General features: G+C 34.8%; 15 protein-coding genes. 9 read left to right on the top strand and 6 right to left on the bottom strand.

Translation table 11 applies throughout. The features are described from left to right. Position 1: 1 nt before the first annotated feature. Positions 2 to 880, bottom strand: coding sequence for a helix-turn-helix domain-containing protein (locus tag FLAPXU55_RS16630; RefSeq protein WP_053473839.1), 879 nt, complete (start codon positions 878 to 880; stop codon positions 2 to 4). A gap of 305 nt (positions 881 to 1185) precedes the next feature. Between FLAPXU55_RS16630 and FLAPXU55_RS16635 the strand changes: the two genes are divergently transcribed. From FLAPXU55_RS16635 to FLAPXU55_RS24130, 8 genes are all read left to right on the top strand, one after another. Beyond that, positions 1186 to 2322 carry a glycoside hydrolase family 26 protein gene (locus FLAPXU55_RS16635; protein WP_180859566.1) on the top strand — a complete coding sequence of 379 codons (1137 nt, stop codon included), beginning with the start codon at positions 1186 to 1188 and terminating at the stop codon, positions 2320 to 2322. Positions 2323 to 2488: 166 nt separating this feature from the next. After that, positions 2489 to 3880, top strand: a complete 1392-nt coding sequence (locus FLAPXU55_RS16640; protein WP_180859568.1) for an MFS transporter — start codon at positions 2489 to 2491, stop codon at positions 3878 to 3880. A 25-nt stretch (positions 3881 to 3905) separates the two neighbouring features. Beyond that, positions 3906 to 5096, top strand: a complete 1191-nt coding sequence (locus FLAPXU55_RS16645; protein ID WP_180859570.1) for a glycoside hydrolase family 130 protein — start codon at positions 3906 to 3908, stop codon at positions 5094 to 5096. A gap of 5 nt (positions 5097 to 5101) precedes the next feature. Beyond that, complete coding sequence (locus FLAPXU55_RS16650) at positions 5102 to 6292, top strand: AGE family epimerase/isomerase (protein ID WP_180859572.1); 1191 nt, start codon at positions 5102 to 5104, stop codon at positions 6290 to 6292. A gap of 220 nt (positions 6293 to 6512) precedes the next feature. Then, on the top strand, positions 6513 to 7067 hold the full coding sequence (locus FLAPXU55_RS16655) for a carbohydrate binding domain-containing protein (RefSeq protein ID WP_180859574.1): 555 nt from the start codon (positions 6513 to 6515) through the stop codon (positions 7065 to 7067). Between the two features lie 3 nt (positions 7068 to 7070). Further along, positions 7071 to 8306, top strand: a complete 1236-nt coding sequence (locus tag FLAPXU55_RS16660; RefSeq protein WP_180859576.1) for a glycoside hydrolase family 26 protein — start codon at positions 7071 to 7073, stop codon at positions 8304 to 8306. Positions 8307 to 8455: 149 nt separating this feature from the next. After that, a complete protein-coding gene (locus FLAPXU55_RS24125) occupies positions 8456 to 8935 on the top strand; it encodes a glycoside hydrolase 5 family protein (protein WP_235992077.1) in 480 nt (159 codons plus the stop codon). A gap of 16 nt (positions 8936 to 8951) precedes the next feature. Next, the gene (locus FLAPXU55_RS24130; protein ID WP_235992079.1) at positions 8952 to 9740 is read left to right on the top strand and encodes a glycoside hydrolase 5 family protein; all 789 of its coding nucleotides are present in this window, start codon (positions 8952 to 8954) and stop codon (positions 9738 to 9740) included. A 308-nt stretch (positions 9741 to 10048) separates the two neighbouring features. Here FLAPXU55_RS24130 and FLAPXU55_RS16670 read toward each other — a convergent pair whose 3' ends face one another. From FLAPXU55_RS16670 to FLAPXU55_RS16685, 4 genes are all read right to left on the bottom strand, one after another. Next, positions 10049 to 11005, bottom strand: a complete 957-nt coding sequence (locus tag FLAPXU55_RS16670; RefSeq protein ID WP_180859578.1) for an aldo/keto reductase — start codon at positions 11003 to 11005, stop codon at positions 10049 to 10051. Positions 11006 to 11322: 317 nt separating this feature from the next. Next, positions 11323 to 13620, bottom strand: a complete 2298-nt coding sequence (gene bglX, locus FLAPXU55_RS16675) for a beta-glucosidase BglX (protein ID WP_180859580.1) — start codon at positions 13618 to 13620, stop codon at positions 11323 to 11325. 239 nt (positions 13621 to 13859) lie between these two features. Further along, positions 13860 to 15239 carry a sialate O-acetylesterase gene (locus FLAPXU55_RS16680; RefSeq protein WP_180859582.1) on the bottom strand — a complete coding sequence of 460 codons (1380 nt, stop codon included), beginning with the start codon at positions 15237 to 15239 and terminating at the stop codon, positions 13860 to 13862. Further along, positions 15229 to 16320 (bottom strand): SGNH/GDSL hydrolase family protein, encoded by a 1092-nt coding sequence (locus FLAPXU55_RS16685; protein ID WP_180859583.1) that lies wholly within the window; start codon positions 16318 to 16320, stop codon positions 15229 to 15231. The genes FLAPXU55_RS16680 and FLAPXU55_RS16685 overlap by 11 nt, the downstream gene beginning before the upstream one ends. 197 nt (positions 16321 to 16517) lie before the next feature. On the opposite strand from FLAPXU55_RS16685, the gene FLAPXU55_RS16690 reads away from it, so the two are divergent. After that, positions 16518 to 17018: a C40 family peptidase gene (locus FLAPXU55_RS16690; RefSeq protein ID WP_180859585.1), complete on the top strand. Its 501-nt coding sequence runs from the start codon at positions 16518 to 16520 to the stop codon at positions 17016 to 17018. 57 nt (positions 17019 to 17075) lie between these two features. On the opposite strand, the gene FLAPXU55_RS16695 is transcribed toward FLAPXU55_RS16690, so the two are convergent. After that, positions 17076 to 17489 carry a DUF1573 domain-containing protein gene (locus FLAPXU55_RS16695; protein ID WP_180859587.1) on the bottom strand — a complete coding sequence of 138 codons (414 nt, stop codon included), beginning with the start codon at positions 17487 to 17489 and terminating at the stop codon, positions 17076 to 17078. Between the last annotated feature and the right edge of the window lie 151 nt (positions 17490 to 17640).

A 17640-nucleotide genomic window follows, 5' to 3' on the forward strand; every position in this document is an offset into this window, starting at 1 on the left:
ACTACAAAATACGTTTTAATCCAGAAAAATCCTCACGATATTGACTAGGTGTGCAGTTTTTAATAGCCTTAAAGCTACGATTGAAGTTCGCAATATTATTAAAGCCAGATTTAAAAGCCACTTCAGAAACGCTCATATCTTTTTCAACAAGCCAGCGGGCGGCATATCCTATGCGGATATCATTAATATAATTGACAAAAGTTTTTCCGGTACGTTTTTTAATAAAACGATTAAAAGAAATTATTGACATACTCGCAACACTTGCCACATCATCTAAAGTAATTTTATCAGCAAAATGTTTTTGTACATATTCGTAAACCAATTTCATTTTATCATAATCATCAAACTTATCATAATCAACAGTATAAGTAGAAAGTAAACGCTGATTTCTCGAATTGGCAAGATCATATAATAAGGAAGTAATTTCCAGGAAATAGTCCATACCGTCTAATTTAGAAAGCCTTACCAATCTTGGCGTCAATTCTTCGGCCGTTTTTTTAGAAAATAAAATTCCGTGAATAGATCTGTTAAACATATCCCGAATTGGATTCATAATACGTCTGGCCAGCAAAGATTCATGAAATAAATCATTATGAAACTGAATCGTAATTTCGTGTATTTTTTTATTGGTACATTTATTTAATTCCCAACCGTGATATAAATTTGGCCCAATCAAAACCAATTCGACATTATCAATTTCTTCTATATTATCACCTACAACACGCCTTACCCCTTTTCCGTTTAAAATAAAATTGATCTCAAATTCAGGATGATAATGAACCGGAAAATCAAAACTATCTTTAACTCTGTCAAACACCAAAAAACTATCTCCGGCAGAAAGCGGAGCGATTTCTCTATAAAAATTTTTAGCAGTACTCATCTCTTAAAACTGTTTTTAAATGATATCAGTTGATTTTTTCCTGCAATAATATGATATATAATTGATAAAATAATATTAATTACGCTATAAACATACATTTATCTTTGAAAAATAGAATTATCAACTTTACAAAATCAGTATTAATAATAAACATTAATCATTTTTAATACTTAAACTTTTTATAGTTTTAATAATTTTATAAGGAAAACAATACCGAATCACAAATAGACAAATTCAGTTTCAGAAACAAGTTGACAATTTCAAATCAGAAATTGAGAACACACTGAAAAACAATATTTTCAAAAATGAAAAAATACTTTTTTAATCTTTTAGCCACTGCATTACTAGGAACTTCATGTTCTGCACAGTCTATTAATAGTAATACGAATTTGTCACTTTCAGATAAAAAAGCAACACCAGAAACCGTTTCTCTATATAAAAAACTGAATCAGCTTACACAAAACGGTTATCTTTTTGGTCACCAAGATGACTTAGCCTACGGCGTAAACTGGAAATATGAAAACGGAAGAAGCGACATAAAAGATGTTGTGGGAGATTATCCAGCTCTTTACGGCTGGGACATTGCAGGTTTAGAAAAAGACAATGCTAATAATATAGACGGAATTCCATTCGCCAAAATGAAACAATATATTATTGAGTCCAACGAAAGAGGCGGAATCTCAACGATAAGCTGGCATTTTGATAATCCTGCAACCGGAAAAAGTGCATGGGATAACACACCAAATTCTCTAAAAACCATTTTACCGGGTGGAGAAAATCATCAAAAATTCACTTCGTGGTTAGATAAAGCCGCGAATTTCTTTCTCTCTTTAAAAGATAAAAAAGGAAAAAATATTCCAATTCTGTTTAGACCGTATCACGAACTTTCCGGAGGCTGGTTTTGGTGGGGGAAAGGAAATTGCACTCCTGAAGAATTCAAAACCGCATGGAAATTTACATTTGAATACCTGCAGAAAAAAGGCGTACATAATTTAATTTACGTTTACAACACAGGAAGTTTCAGCTCAAAAGAAGATTTTCTAACGAATTATCCCGGAGATGATTTTGCCGATATTTTAAGCTTCGATTCTTATCAAAACAACAATGATAAAGAAGGAACAAAGTTTATAGAAGAAGTTCAAAATCAGCTAAAAATTTTAAACGAAATTGGTCTTGAAAAACACAAATTAATTGCCGTTGCCGAAGCGGGTTACGAAGCAATTCCAGACCCAAAATGGTGGACAGGAACTTTTTCAAAAGCCATTGGTGATTATAAAATATCCTATGTTTTATTATGGCGAAATCACGGCTGGCAGGAAAAAGAACAAAAAATGCATTATTACGCACCATTCAAAGGTCAGTTAAGCGAAAAAAATTTCATTGAATATTACAATCTAGACAAAACCTTATTTGAAAAAGACTTAAAAAAAATTAAAAATTGAGAATTAAAAATCCACGTCATCTGCGTGCCAAAGAATTCAAAAATAAAATCTGTTTTTATCCGCATTTTTACGAAGTAAATCCGTTTTATCCGCGTCAAAAAACAACACAACGAAACATTAAAATAATTGCCCCAAATTAAACTTTACAACCTTTAAAAAATAACCAATGCACGACAAAATTAGTTTAAAAGAAAAAATCGGTTACGGACTTGGAGACGCCGCGTCATCAATGTTCTGGAAAATCTTTAGTATGTATCTTCTGTTTTTCTATACCGACGTTTTCGGATTGGCACCTGCCGTTGTAGGAACCATGTTCTTGATTACCAGAATCTGGGATTCCTGCTTTGATCCAATTGTTGGAATCATTGCCGACAGAACAAAAACTAAATGGGGAAAATTCAGACCGTATCTTTTATGGGTTGCAATTCCTTTTGCCGTAATTGGAGTTTTAACTTTTTACACGCCGGATTTTGACGAAAAAGGAAAAATAATTTACGCCTACGTAACCTATTCCTTAATGATGATGATTTATTCCTTAATCAACGTTCCGTACGCATCACTTCTAGGCGTAATGTCATCTGACAGAAAAGACAGAAACACATTATCATCCTACAGAATGGTTTTCGCTTTTGGCGGAAGTCTTTTGGCGCTTTGGTTAATTGAACCACTTGTAAATTATTTCGGCGGAAGCCTAAATTCTAAAACAGGCTGGCTGGCAACAATTATTGTTTTTGGAGTTATTACAACAGCATTTTTCTGGGCTTGTTTTTTCTTTACAAAAGAAAGAGTGAAACCTATCGAAAATGAACAATCAAACCTAAAAGAAGATTTAAAAGATCTTTTAAAAAATAAACCGTGGTGGATTTTATTAGGCGCAGGAATTGGAACTTTAGTTTTCAACTCCATTAGAGACGGTGCGGCAGTTTACTATTTTAAATATTATGTAAGCAGTGCCGTAAATTTTGATTTCTCGCTTTTTGGAACAGATTTCCACATGACGCCAACTTCCATTTATTTGGTTTTGGGACAAGCAGCGAATATTATCGGTGTAATTATCGCTACTCCTATCGCCAATAAAATGGGTAAAAAGAACACCTTTTTTGGTGCAATGGCAATCGCTTCAATTTTAAGTTTAGCATTCTATTTCTTCGGAAAAGAAGATGTTCTCCTAATAATGAGTTTTCAGGTTTTAATCAGTATTTGTGCAGGCTGTATTTTCCCGTTAATCTGGTCGATGTATGCAGACAGCGCAGATTATTCAGAATGGAAACAAGGCCGCAGAGCAACCGGATTGGTTTTCTCAGCTTCATCCATGTCACAAAAATTTGGATGGACCATTGGCGGAGCCGGAACCGGATGGCTTTTAGGTTATTATGGTTTCCAAGCCAATGTGGAACAAACTGCCGTAACCCAAAACGGAATTCAATTAATGTTAAGTATACTTCCTGCAATCGCAGCCGCAATATCAGTCGCTTTTATATTATTCTATCCTTTATCTGAAGAAAAACTGCAAACGATAGAACAAGATTTAAACGAAAAAAGAGACCAAACAAAATAAAAATAAATCAGATACCGAATCAAAAATGACAACAATAACCTCTTCGACTACTTTTCTGGATCGAAAAGCAGCATTAGAAAAAGAACATAAAGCACTAATCGAACGAAAAAATACTCCGGAAGAAAATGCTGGAAACGGGATTTATCAACGCTATAAAAACCCTGTTGTTACCGCATCTCACGTTCCGTTGAACTGGCGTTTTGATTTAAACGAAAAAACAAATCCGTTTTTACAGGAACGAATTGGCGTAAACGCCGCTTTCAATGCCGGAGCAATGAAATGGAACGGAAAATATCTTTTGGCAGTTCGTGTAGAAGGAATTGACAGAAAATCATTTTTTGCCATTGCCGAAAGTCCAAACGGAGTAGATAATTTCAAATTTTGGGACAAACCCTGCGTAATTCCGCAAACCGAAGAACCAGACACAAACGTCTACGACATGCGTTTAATCAACCATGAAGACGGCTGGGTTTACGGTATTTTTTGTACCGAAAGAAAAGATCCAAAAGCACCAAAAAGCGATACAAGTTCGGCTGTAGCCAATGCAGGAATTGTACGTTCAAAAGATTTAGTAAATTGGGAAAGATTACCGGACTTAATTTCAAATACCGGACAACAGCGAAATGTTGTTTTGCATCCGGAATTCGTAAACGGAAAATACGCCTTATACACACGTCCGCAAGACGGATTTATTGACGTAGGAAGCGGCGGCGGAATTGGTTTAGGATATGTTGACGATATGACAAATCCGGTTGTAAAGGAAGAAAGAATTATCTTCGGAAAACAATACCACACCATTTACGAATTAAAAAATGGTCTTGGCCCTGCCCCAATCAAAACAGAAAAAGGATGGTTGCATCTGGCTCACGGCGTTCGTAATACCGCTGCAGGATTGCGCTACACGTTGTATATGTTCATGACCGATTTAAATGATATTTCGAAAGTAACCCACGTTCCGGCCGGACATTTTATGAGCCCTGAAGGAATTGAAAGAGTTGGCGATGTATCAAATGTTTTATTTTCAAATGGATGGATCGAAGATACCGACGGAACTGTTTACGTTTATTACGCATCATCAGATACAAGAATGCACGTTGCTGTTTCTTCTGTAGAAAAATTAGTTGATTATGTGATCAATACTCCCGCAGACACTTTTATTTCTGCAGGTTCAGTAGAAACGATCATCAATCAAATTGAAAAAAATAACGCAATTTAAGTATCGTGTGTACAACTGTAAAACAGCTAAAAACAGAATTAACAACAGAACTCGATTCTATTTTAAATTATTGGATAAAACATACGCTTGACACTCAAAACGAAGGTTTTATTGGGCAGATTGATTTTAACGATCACTTAATTGCCAATGCCGAAAAAGGCGCTGTTTTGAATTCAAGAATTCTTTGGACATTTTCGTCAAGTTATCAAGTCACTAAAAAAGAAAATCATAAAAAGATTGCCGAAAGAGCTTTTGATTTTCTTTCAAAATATTTTTATGATGCTGAATTTGGAGGTTTGTTTTGGAGTATTAATGTTGATAAAACACCGAAAGATACCAAAAATCAAATCTATGCCTTAGCGTTTGCGATTTATGGTTTAACCGAATATTATGCTATTTCTAAAGATGAAAAAGCTCTAGAAATAGCCAAAAATTTATATTTCAAAATTCAGGAACACAGTTACGACCCTGTAAATAAAGGGTATCTCGAAGCTTTTACAAGAAATTGGCAGCCTATTGAAGATTTGCGTTTGAGTGATAAAGATGCCAACGAAAAAAAGACAATGAACACGCATTTGCATATTATTGAAGCGTATGCCAATTTGTATAAAGTATGGAAAGATGAAACGCTTCGAAAAAACAGCATCGAATTATTACAAACAATTGAAAAGCATTTTATAAATACCGAAACCGGGCATCTTCGTTTATTTTTTGATGAAAACTGGATCGAAAAACCAGACGTAATTTCATACGGACACGATATCGAAGCGGCTTGGCTTTTATTACAATGTGCCGAGATTTTAGAAGAAGAAAATTTAGTTGGCAATTATAGAAAACACGCCGTTCAAATTGCCGAAGTTACCAAAGAAGGATTAGATTCTGACGGAGGTTTATGGTATGAATTTGATCCTGAAAAAAACGAATTAATTGCCGAAAAACATTGGTGGGTTCAGGCCGAAGCCTTAATTGGTTTTTACAATGCTTATCAATTAACCGGAAATGAAGATTATCTGGAAATCGTTTTTAAAAACTGGAAATTCATAAAAAAATACATTCTTGACCTGAAAAATGGCGAATGGTTTTGGGGAGTTTACAGAGATTATTCTTTAATAGAAAAAGACAAAGCAGGATTTTGGAAATGTCCTTATCATAACAGCCGCGCTTGTATGGAATTGATTCAGAGAATTAAAGATTAAAAACTTTAAAATCGTTGAGTGAAATTAATTTGAACACATAGAAACATAGCTTTTCTTTGTCTTCAAAGGCGTTTCACTTGCATTAATACACATAATGTTTGAGAAACTAGTTTCTTTCTTTAATCTTTTCTAAGTTAAGTATAAATCTATGTTCCTATGTGTTAAAACTTATTTTACAAATTAGACTAATAATCAACTAATTGCATTAAAAATATTGCTTATGAAAACACTTTTTCTTTTTAGTTTATTATTTCTGACTACAATAACAAATGCACAAGGCAACCTTGTCAAAAACCCAGGTTTTGAATATGAGTTTGTCAACTGGAACGGCAGCGACGCGGCCTACATTTCTCCTTATGATAAAAAATCAGGAAAAAGCTGTGTTGCAATCAATCAGTTTGTTGGTGCCGAATGGAAAGCCGTTGACCAAACGATAAATATTCCAAAAAACATTTATGCTCTGGAATTCAGCGTTTGGATTAAATCTGAAAGTATCGAAGAGCAAAAAGAAGCCTACAAAGCCGGTGCAGCAATTGCAGAGTTTACAACCTTAACCGATAAAAAAATTACATCCGAAACTTTTGCCCAGGTAAAAGGAACAACCGAATGGACGAATTATAAAAAAACGGTAAAAATTCCAGCCGACGCAAAAAAAGTCCGCATTATGCTTGCGCTCGCACAAACCAACGGCACCATTTATTTTGATGACGTAAAAGTTACCACTCTTTTAGAAGAAGAGTATTTAAAACAAAACTCAGTAACTACCGAAAAATAAGAGATGAAAAAAACAATATTAAAAATAGCCTGCATAAGCTTCTCGATTTTAGTATTTGCAAGCTGTTCTTCAGATAACGAAAAAGAAGACGAAACTATAATAATAGTAAATCCGCCAACGCAAAGCGATCCTTTAACAACACAAAACGCACCAACTTATATGGTTGATGCAAATGCAACTAAAGAAACCACAGCTTTATTCTACAACTTAAAAAGATTAGCACAAACTAAAGTTGCCATTGGTCAGCAAGATGCCTTTAATGGCTTTTATCAGGATGCGGGTGGAGATTCAGACATCAAAAAAAACACAGGTTTTGATCCTGCTGTTTTAGGTTCTGATTTCATGTTTATTACCGATAAAAACAATAATAATCAAGCCGATAACTGGTTTTATCAGCAAGAAGTAAAAATTACAAGCGATGTAAAAGCCGCTTACGCGAAAGGTATAATCAACACTTTCAGCTGGCATATAAGAGAACCTTTTAAAGACGAATCTTTTTATGCCGCCGATATGTCGGCACAGGAAAAAGCAACGGCTTTTAAAAGTATTTTACCCGGCGGAACCAATCACGAATGGTACAAGAAAAAACTAGATAAAGTTGCCAGCGTAGTTTTAAATTTAAAAGGCTCAAACGGCGAATTGATTCCAATAATTTTCAGGCCTTTTCATGAATTCGACGGAAGCTGGTTTTGGTGGGGTGCAAATTACTGCACTGCCGATGAATACAAACAAGCATATCAATTCACCGTTGATTATTTGAAAAACACAAAAGGCGTTCACAACATTTTATATGCTTTTTCTCCTGACAATTCATATACAACAGAAAGCAGTTATTTAAGCCGATATCCGGGTGATAAATATGTCGATATTCTAGGAATGGACAATTACGGAGATTTCAATAATCAAGGTGCAACAGGTTCCAGTAAAGCCAATGCAAAACTGAAAATGATCTCTGACATTGCTAAAACCAAAGTAAAAATCGCCGCTTTAACCGAAACTGGTTACAGAGTGACAAGTTCAATTCCGCCAGTTGTAAATTGGTTTTCAACTTATTTATATGATGCTTTAACAGCAAATGATATTCAGATAAGTTATGTAATGTTTTGGAACAATAACAGCGATGGATATTATGTTCCGAATGGTTCAGTTTCAAATGCCGCAGATTTTAAAACTTTTACTACCAAAACAAAATCGGCATTATTGAATTCCCTGCCGAAAATGTATGAAATGCCGAAATAATTCTTGTGTTTAGATGGCACACGGATTTAACAGATGAAACGGATTTTCACGGTTATTTTATAAACAATGTAAATAATAAAAAATCTGCTTTCACCTGTTCAAATCAGTAAAATCAGTGTGCCATCTATCTAGCAACTAAAAAATATTATATGAAAAACATATTTCTAAAAAACCTCAGCTTTGCTTTAATTTTCTCCGCAATCGCTTGTCAGGCGCAGGAAAAAATCACTGTAAAAGGAAACCAATTTTACAAAGGTGATAAACCCTACGCTTACATTGGAACCAATTATTGGTACGGAAGTTTACTGGCATCCAAAAAAGTGGGCGACAGAAAAAGATTAATTAGAGAACTTGATTTACTCCAAAAAAACGGAATCGATAATCTAAGAATTTTAGTTGGCGGCGATGGCGGAAAATACGATTTTACCGTTCGTCCGGCTTTGCAGTATGAGCAGGGAAAATACGATGAAGATTTATTGGACGGACTTGATTTCTTAATCAGTGAAATGAGCAAACGTAAAATGTATGCTGTTTTGTATTTGACAAACAACTGGGAATGGTCTGGCGGAATGTCACAATTTAGAATGGAATGGAAAAGGTCCAATTCCGGTTCCGGCGATTCCGCCTAATACGTGGCCGCAATTTATGTCGTATACAGAACAATTTCATAGCTGTGAACCTTGTATGAAAGGTTTAGAAAATCATGTGAAATTTATTATTGGAAGAACAAATTTCTATTCTAAAAAGAAATATACCGAAGATAACACGATTATGGCGTGGCAGGTTGGAAATGAACCCCGAACCTTTACGCCAGAGAATGAAGCAAAATTCACAGTTTGGCTAAATAACATTGTCGATTTAATTGACAGCTTAGACAAAAACCACTTAATTTCGACAGGTTCTGAAGGTAAAAACAGTTCAAATGACAGCATGGAAATTTTTGAACGCACGCATCAGAATCCGAATATCGATTATTTGACAATGCATATTTGGCCAAAAAACTGGAATTGGTTTAAAGCAGATAATGCCGAAAAAACACTTCCGACAACTTTAGAAAATGCCGGAAAATATATTGACGATCACATTAAAGTCGCAAACAATTTAAAACGCCCGATTATTATTGAAGAATTCGGTCTTCCGAGAGAAAATGAAAATTTAAGTGCAGCATCTTCTGTTGCAAATCGGGATATTTTCTACAATTATATTTTTGGAAGAGTTGCAGAAAGTGTAAAAAATAACGGTCCGTTACAAGCCGCAAATTTCTGGGGATTTGGCGGTGAAGGAAAAGCAATTAATAAAGACGGAAAATGGAATCCAGGCGATCCGTTAACAACAGACCCCCCACAAGAACCTCAAGGTTTGAATTCTGTTTTTTCTTCAGATAAATCGACATTAAAAATTGTAAAAGATTATAATTTAAAATTGAAAAAATAAAGGAATTTTAAACCATATAAGTAATTTAAGAACATATAAAATTCTGTCTCAATATATTGTAAAATATAAATAACATATTATTCATCCCCTATTTTCCGTAGAGACGCACAGCAGTGCGTCTTATGCGCAACGAATATACGCGACGTATAATTGAAAAAATAAAAATATTATTCATCCCTATCTTCCGTAGAGACGCACAGCAGTGCGTCTTATCCGCAAAGAATATACGCGACGTAAACTGGACGTAGACGCACTGCTGTGCGTCTCTACAATATGCATTGTGTGAAATGTGTTTTATAAAAATATATTTACGCTAATATTTTCTCAATCGCATTCAATTCATCATGCGTAAACTCAGTATTTTGCAAACAATCAATATTATTACACAATTGTTTTACAGAACTCGCACCAATTAAAACAGAAGTAATTCGTTTATCTTTTTGAAGCCAGGCCAAAGCCAATTGTGCTAAAGATTGGTTTCTGTTTTGAGCAATTTCATTCAGCTGAATTAATTTCTGAATTCTTTCTTGTGTAACTTCATTTTCTTTCAAATGCCCGTTTGGATTATGCGCTCTTGAATTTTCCGGAATTCCGTTTAAATACTTATCTGTTAAAAGTCCTTGTGCCAAAGGCGAAAATGCAATACAGCCCACTCCTTTTTCTTCTAAAACATCTAATAAACCATTTTCTACCCAACGCTCTAACATCGAATATTTTGCCTGATGAATTAAACAAGGTGTTCCCAATTGTTTTAAAACATCAACCGCAACACGAGTCTGCTCTGCCGAATAATTACTGATTCCAACATACAAGGCTTTTCCGCTTCTAACAGCGTGATCCAGCGCCATCATAGTTTCTTCAATTGGCGTTTCTGGATCGGGACGGTGCGAATAAAAAATATCGACATAATCAACGTTCATTCTTTTCAAACTCTGATCTAAACTTGATAATAAATATTTTCTGGAACCCCAATCTCCGTAAGGACCATTCCACATCGTATAACCAGCTTTTGTAGAAATCACGATTTCATCACGCAGATTTCCCTGAAAATTATGCCACAATATTTTACCAAAATTTTCCTCAGCAGAACCAGGAACCGGGCCGTAATTATTCGCTAAATCAAAATGAGTAATTCCTTTATCAAAAGCTTCTACAGCGATACTTTCAGCATTTTCAAAATTATCTACTGAACCGAAGTTATGCCATAATCCTAAGGAAATTTCTGAAAGTAATAAACCGCTTCTTCCGCATCTGTGATATTTCATTGTTTTAGTTTAAAGGTTGGAGTTTTAATAGAATTTAAAGTTAGAAAAATAATGCTTTTGTTTTGCCACAAAGACACTAAGTCGCAAAGATTTTTTTACATAGCCCCTAGCTTCAGCTAGGGGAATAAGATTGGAAGTTACAAAGGGCTTTAGCCAAACCTACAAAGTTTGGCTAAAGCCCTTTTGATTGCGTTAATATTTTTCATCCAGCTAAAGCTGGACGCTATTAATCTTAAATTTTAAAAAAAACTTTGCGACTCTGCGACTTTGCGAGATTAAAAAAACTTCACGCATTAGTGCCTTTGTGGCAAAAACATCTACTCTTTTATCTCAAAACCGTCTTGCAAACCTTGATCAGAACTTCCTCCCACCATAATTTTAAAAGTTCCCGGTTCTACTAAATAATTCTCATCGTTGTCATAAAAACCAAGCTCTTTCTCTGTTAAAGTAAAAGTTACCGTTTTAGTTTCCCCTTTTTTCAAACTTACCAATTCAAACCCTTTCAATTCTTTTATCGGGCGAACGATACTTGCGTATTCATCATGAATATATAACTGAACTACTTCTTTTCCATCATAATTCCCGGTGTTTGTAACCTCAACGCTTAGTTCTACATTTTCTCCTTTTGCAAAAGCAGTTTTATTCAATTTCAGGTTTTTATATTCGAATTTCGTATAACTCAAACCAAAACCAAACGGAAATTGAGGCGTTTTCTCGACATCCATATAATGTGACCAGAAAACATTTTTGTCACTGTCTGTTGGTCTTCCTGTACTGTATTTGTTATAATAAATTGGAACCTGACCTACATTTCTTGGAAACGACATTGGCAGTTTCCCACTTGGGTTATAATCTCCGTATAAAACCTGCGCAACAGCATTTCCGGTTTGCGTTCCTAATTGCCACGCTTCTACAATTGCCGGAACATTTTCTGTCGCCCACGGAATACTCAACGGACGTCCGTTATTTAAAACCAAAACTATATTTGGATTTACTTTATAAATTTCTTCTAATAATTCTTGCTGTAAACCTGGCAAATTCAAATCAGTTCTACTTCTTCCTTCTCCGCTTTGAAAACCGTATTCACCTAAAACCATTACTACAACATCAGCATTTTTCGCCGCTGTTTTTGCAGCTTCAAATCCGCTTTTATCTGTGGTGTTGAAAACTGTTTCGGTTAGAAAAGTAGCTTTCTGTTTTAATAAATCAAGACCTTTTTCAAAAACCAATTGATTGTCTTTATATTGCTGCATTCCTTCCAAAACCGAAACGGCAGTATTATCATCTGCAGCAATTCTCCAGCTTCCCAGCGGACTGTTTTTATCGTTTGCCAAAGCACCAATCAAAGCAATTTTTTGTCCTGATTTTTTCAGTGGAAGCAAATTCTTTTCGTTCTTTAATAATACAATCGATTTCTTCGCCATATCCAAAACGCCGTCATTATTAGCTTTACTTCCGACAACCGCTTTTTCACGTTTTTCATCGCAATATCTGTACGGATCATCAAATAATCCCAATTCAAATTTTACACGAAGAATTCGTCGAACCGCATCGTCAACCAAAGATTCTTTTACTTTTCCTGATTTTACTAAATCAACTAATTTTGCCACATACAAATACGATTCCATATCCATATCAGAACCTGCAATTACAGCTTTTGCGGTTGCATCGGCTTCATCTTTTGCATATCCGTGAGCAATCATTTCACGAATCGAAGCATAATCTGAAATTACAAATCCGTCGAACTTCCATTTTCCTTTTAAAATATCTCTTTGTAAAAAGGCATTTCCGGTTGCGGGAACACCATTTAAAGTATTAAACGAATTCATAAATGTTCTAACTCCCGCATCAACAGTCGCTTTAAAAGGAGGCAAAACCGAATTGTACAATTTCGAATTACTGATATCAACAATATTATATTCTAATCCCGCTTCAACATAACCATAAGCAGCAAAATGTTTCGCGCAGGCTGCTATTGTATTTACTTTGGCTAAATCCGCAGTAGTTTCTCCCTGAAAACCTTTTACTCGGGCATAACCCACTTTACTTCCTAAATATGGGTCTTCTCCGGCGCCTTCCATCACACGTCCCCAGCGTGCGTCATTTGCAACATCAACATTTGGTCCAAATGTCCAGTTAATTCCTGATGCCGAAGCTTCATCTGCCGCAATCGCCGCTGATTTTTTAATCGCTTCTAAATCCCAGCTTGCTGCTTCTGCCAACGGAATTGGGCTTAACGTTTTATAGCCATGTATTACGTCAAAACCAATAATTAACGGAATCCCTAATCGTGTTTCTTCAACTGCGATTTTCTGCACAGCGCGAACTTCTTTTACGCCGCGAACTGTCAGCATTGATCCTACTAATCCTTTTCTTAAATGTTCATATTTTAATTCAGCCGTTCCTCCTTTTGGAGCTGGTCCCGTAACATCCCAAAAACCATTGTATTGGTTCATCTGCCCCACTTTTTCCTCCAATGTCATCAAGGGCAAAAGCAAGTCAATTCTTTGCTCAATAGTTTTGTTTTTATCCAGATACGGCTTTTTTTGTGCATTCATATTTCCAACAGTAAACAGGGACAAAACCCCAATAATTATTATTTTTTTATTTTTCATATGTGGTTTAGTTTTTTTTCAAGGTGCTATCCCGATAGCTATCGGGACTGAGATGCTAAGATTCTAAGCTTTTTTCCAAAACTTTGCGCCTTTGCGTCTTTGCGAGATTCAAATTATACATTGTGTGGCTTCGACTTCGCTCAGCCTGACAAGAGCAAAAAAAAATCAGTGTTAATCAGTTGATCAGTAAAATCAGTGGGCAAAAAATCTAAAATCTACATTCTAAAATCTAAAATTCCCTATTCTGTAATAAAACAAGAAGCCGGTAAATTTGCTTTATTAAACAAATCTGACTGTGTTGTATTTCCCCATGCAAATCTCACTTTTGCTGGGTTTATTACTTTTTTGCTTGTCAAAATCACCTGATTATTTTTTATTGAAGCTTCGGCTGGATAGAAAACTCCATCGACGCCAGCCACTTCAAATTGATTCGATTCTTTATCTTTGAAATACAATCCGTCTCCATAATCAAAAGAAACCACAACTTTATTCTTATCCACTTTAAAAGCTTTAAAAAGCGGACCATTTACCAAATTTGAATTCACTTTATAGGTTTCGGCTAAAGCCAAATTTGCTAAACGAATTCCGACTGATTTTTTATTCTTTGGATGAATATCAATCGTATCTGAAATATCCGAAGTTAAAACCATTCCTGTTTTTGGAACTTCTTTTAAAATTTTTCTTTGAGAATTTCTAACCGTAACATTCGAGAAATTATTTGTTCCGGTTTTGTAAGGTGCAATTTGAACGAAATAAAAAGAAAATTCGTCGTTCCAGTTTTTTCTCCACGAAGTAATCAAAGCAGAAAGTGTTTTATCGTAAACCAAAGAACCAACATTTGATTCTCCCTGATACCAAATTGTTCCTGCAATTTTGAATCCAACAATTGGAGCAATCATCGCATTATAAGCACGTCCGGGTTGATGTGGCCCATATTCCTGTTCGTATAGTTTTTTAGCGTTTTCTAATAAAACCGGATCGTTTTGAATCACTTCTTCCGGCATCCAGATTTCAGCCGGAGTTCCGCCCCAATTAGATGAAATTAATCCGATTGGAACATTTTTTAAATCTTCGCGTAAGCGTTTAGCAAAAAAATAACCAACGGCGCTGAAATACTTCATAGTTTCAGGAGTCGATTCAACCCAATTTCCTAATACATTATTTTGCGGAGTTGTTGCCGTGGATTTTGAAACGGTAAAAAATCGAATATTTGGATTTGCGGCATTTTTAACTTCTTCATCGCCGTTATCGATTCCCCAACTTGCCGACATTTCCATATTGGATTGTCCTGAACATATCCATACTTCGCCAATTAAAATATTTTTTAAAACAACTTCAGTATATCCTTTTATAGAAATTGTGTAAGGGCCGCCGGCTTCAGGAGTTTTAATTATAAGTTCCCATTTTGCCTGATTATTTGTAACTGCTTTATATTCCTGATTGTTCCAGCTTGAAACTAATTTGATTTCTTCTTTTGGATTTGCCCAGCCCCAAATTTTAACTTCAGAATTGCGCTGTAAAACCATATTATCTCCAAAAATATTCGGGAGCGTAACATTTGCTGTTATGATATTAGAAATCATAAAAAAGAAAATAAGCTTAAGTATATTATTTTTCATTTAACAGCTTTTTTAAAAATGGAGCATATTCGTCTGCCAAAGCTTTATGATCAGCCACATCAGGATGTCCTGAACAGCCTTTTGGCGTCATTGGTTTGAATTTGAAAATCTGAATTGGCTTATGTGTTTTGTCTTCCGCGAAAGCGTTTTTTACTTTATTCAGACAATCTTCAAAAACAAGGGCTCTTTCTCCACCTACCATCGGGCTATTTGTAATTACAATCTGCACATTTGGATTGTGTTCGTAAAGCATTTTTATAAAGTTGATGTAATTCGAAACATATTTTTCCGGATTAAAAGGCAAACGTTCTTTTTTTCCGTCTCCGCCAGAAAAATCATTTGTTCCTAAAGCAATGCTTATAATATCCGGCTGAAAAGCAAAATCGTATTTAGGTTTTGAGGGATCTTTGGTCAAATATAAATTAGGATAAACATCTGGCATTATGGCTTCGTCTTTGTTTTCGTCGTTCCAGTTTCTGTAAATTCCAATTCCCGAAACGCAACTCATTAAATAGTTTACACCAATTTCTCTTGAAATTCTTGGTCCGTAAGCGTAATAACCATTATGATGATCCATATATTCTCCTTTATCGCATGGAATATCCGACGGATCGCTGGCTGCACCGCAAGTAATTGAATCCCCTATAAATTCAATTTTCTTTTTCTTTTTAGATGAAATTGAAGTCAGTTTTGCAGTTGTTCCGGCAAACAAAATATTCCCGCTTTGAGCTTCGGTATTTTTATAGATTTCTAAATGATGTTCTTTTTTATTGGAAGTTACTTTTATTGGAAATGACTGAACTGCTCCTTTTTCAATTCTTATTTTTCCAATATATTTTCCATCTAAAACCAGCTGAACATAATTATGATGTTCATAAGAATCTACACTTTGAAGTGAAATTGAACATTCATTTCCTGTAAAATTAAAGGATACCGAAGAAGCCGTTCCAATCAAAATAACCTGATTGTTCTGAAGTTTATCAACTCTTCCGGCATAAAGAAAGGTATTCTGGTTTTGAGATGTTGAAACAACTGAAATCAGCAAAAACAGAATTAAAAGTGCATTTTTTTTTAGAAACATAATTTATTTGTTAAAATATAAATACGATTCACAAATATATTTGAAATGTACTAGACAAAAAGATACTAAAACATCAAAAAGTAATAAAAAAACACCACGTAAACACATCATTTAATTGCTAATTCTTACAATCTATACTGCATTTTGAAAAATAACGTTCTATCTTTAGCAATTAAACCTTTTCTTATTTAAAAAAAATGAAACTCAACTTTTTCACCATCATATTTTCCGTCATCTTATTTTCTTTTTGTACTGCAAAAGAGAAAAATAAAAATATTATTCAAAAAGAGCAATCAGCAATCGATCGGGATTCTATAATAGTTTTTGCCAAAAAATATTTAGGAACGCCTTATTTATATGCGAGCAGTAATCCGCAAAAAGGGTTTGACTGTTCTGGTTTTGTGAGTTATGTTTTTGGGAATTTTGGGATGACCTTGCCCAGAAGTTCGAGCGGATATAAAAATTTAGGAACGGCGCTAAAACCTGAAGATTTTAAAGTTGGGGATATTTTGGTTTTTTATGGGTATAAAGACAAAACGGTAATTGGTCATCTTGGCATAATTTGCGAGGCAGACGGAATGCAGTCTAAATTTATTCATGCTTCATCTGGAAAAGCGCAGCAGGTTACAATCACTTCACTTGCTACTGAACATTACACCAATCGTTTTTATAAATGTATTGATGTAATTTCTAAATAAAAAAACTCCAAATACATGACATATTTGGAGCTTTCACTTTATAACTAACCTTTATTTTTAAATAACCGTTCCTTTTAACGTAAGTATTTTTGGAGCAGTTTCTGCACTTGTTGTTACGGTAACTGTTTTTGTAAAAGCGCCTTTGTTTGCTGCATTGTAAGTTGCTGTTACTTTTGCAGATTTACCAGGTAAAATTGGCTCTTTTGTGTAGTCTGTTGCTGTACAACCGCATGAACCCTGAACTTGTGTAATTACAACAGCAGTTTTTCCTGTGTTTTTAAATTCATAAACGATAGCTTTTGGAGTTCCTTGTGGAATTTCTCCAACATCGATTGTTTCTGCTTTCCAAACAATTGTGGAAGCTGTTTCACTAATTTTTGTTTCAGCTGTTAAAGATTTTACCGGAGCAATTGCTGAAAAAGACATTAGGCTTAAAGCCAAAACAAGCATAGAAATTTTGATGATTTTCATAGTTAAATATATTAATGGTTTATAGTTCGATTTTTACATTACAAAGATATTTCAGACAAAAGCAAATCGCTGTTAAGCGGTTTCAAATGTTTGTTAATGACTTGTTAATCGCTGTTTTTAACTATATTTTTGATTAATATTACACTCTCAA

The sequence above is a fragment of the Flavobacterium panici genome (genome assembly GCF_903819335.1).
Classification (GTDB): domain Bacteria; phylum Bacteroidota; class Bacteroidia; order Flavobacteriales; family Flavobacteriaceae; genus Flavobacterium; species Flavobacterium panici.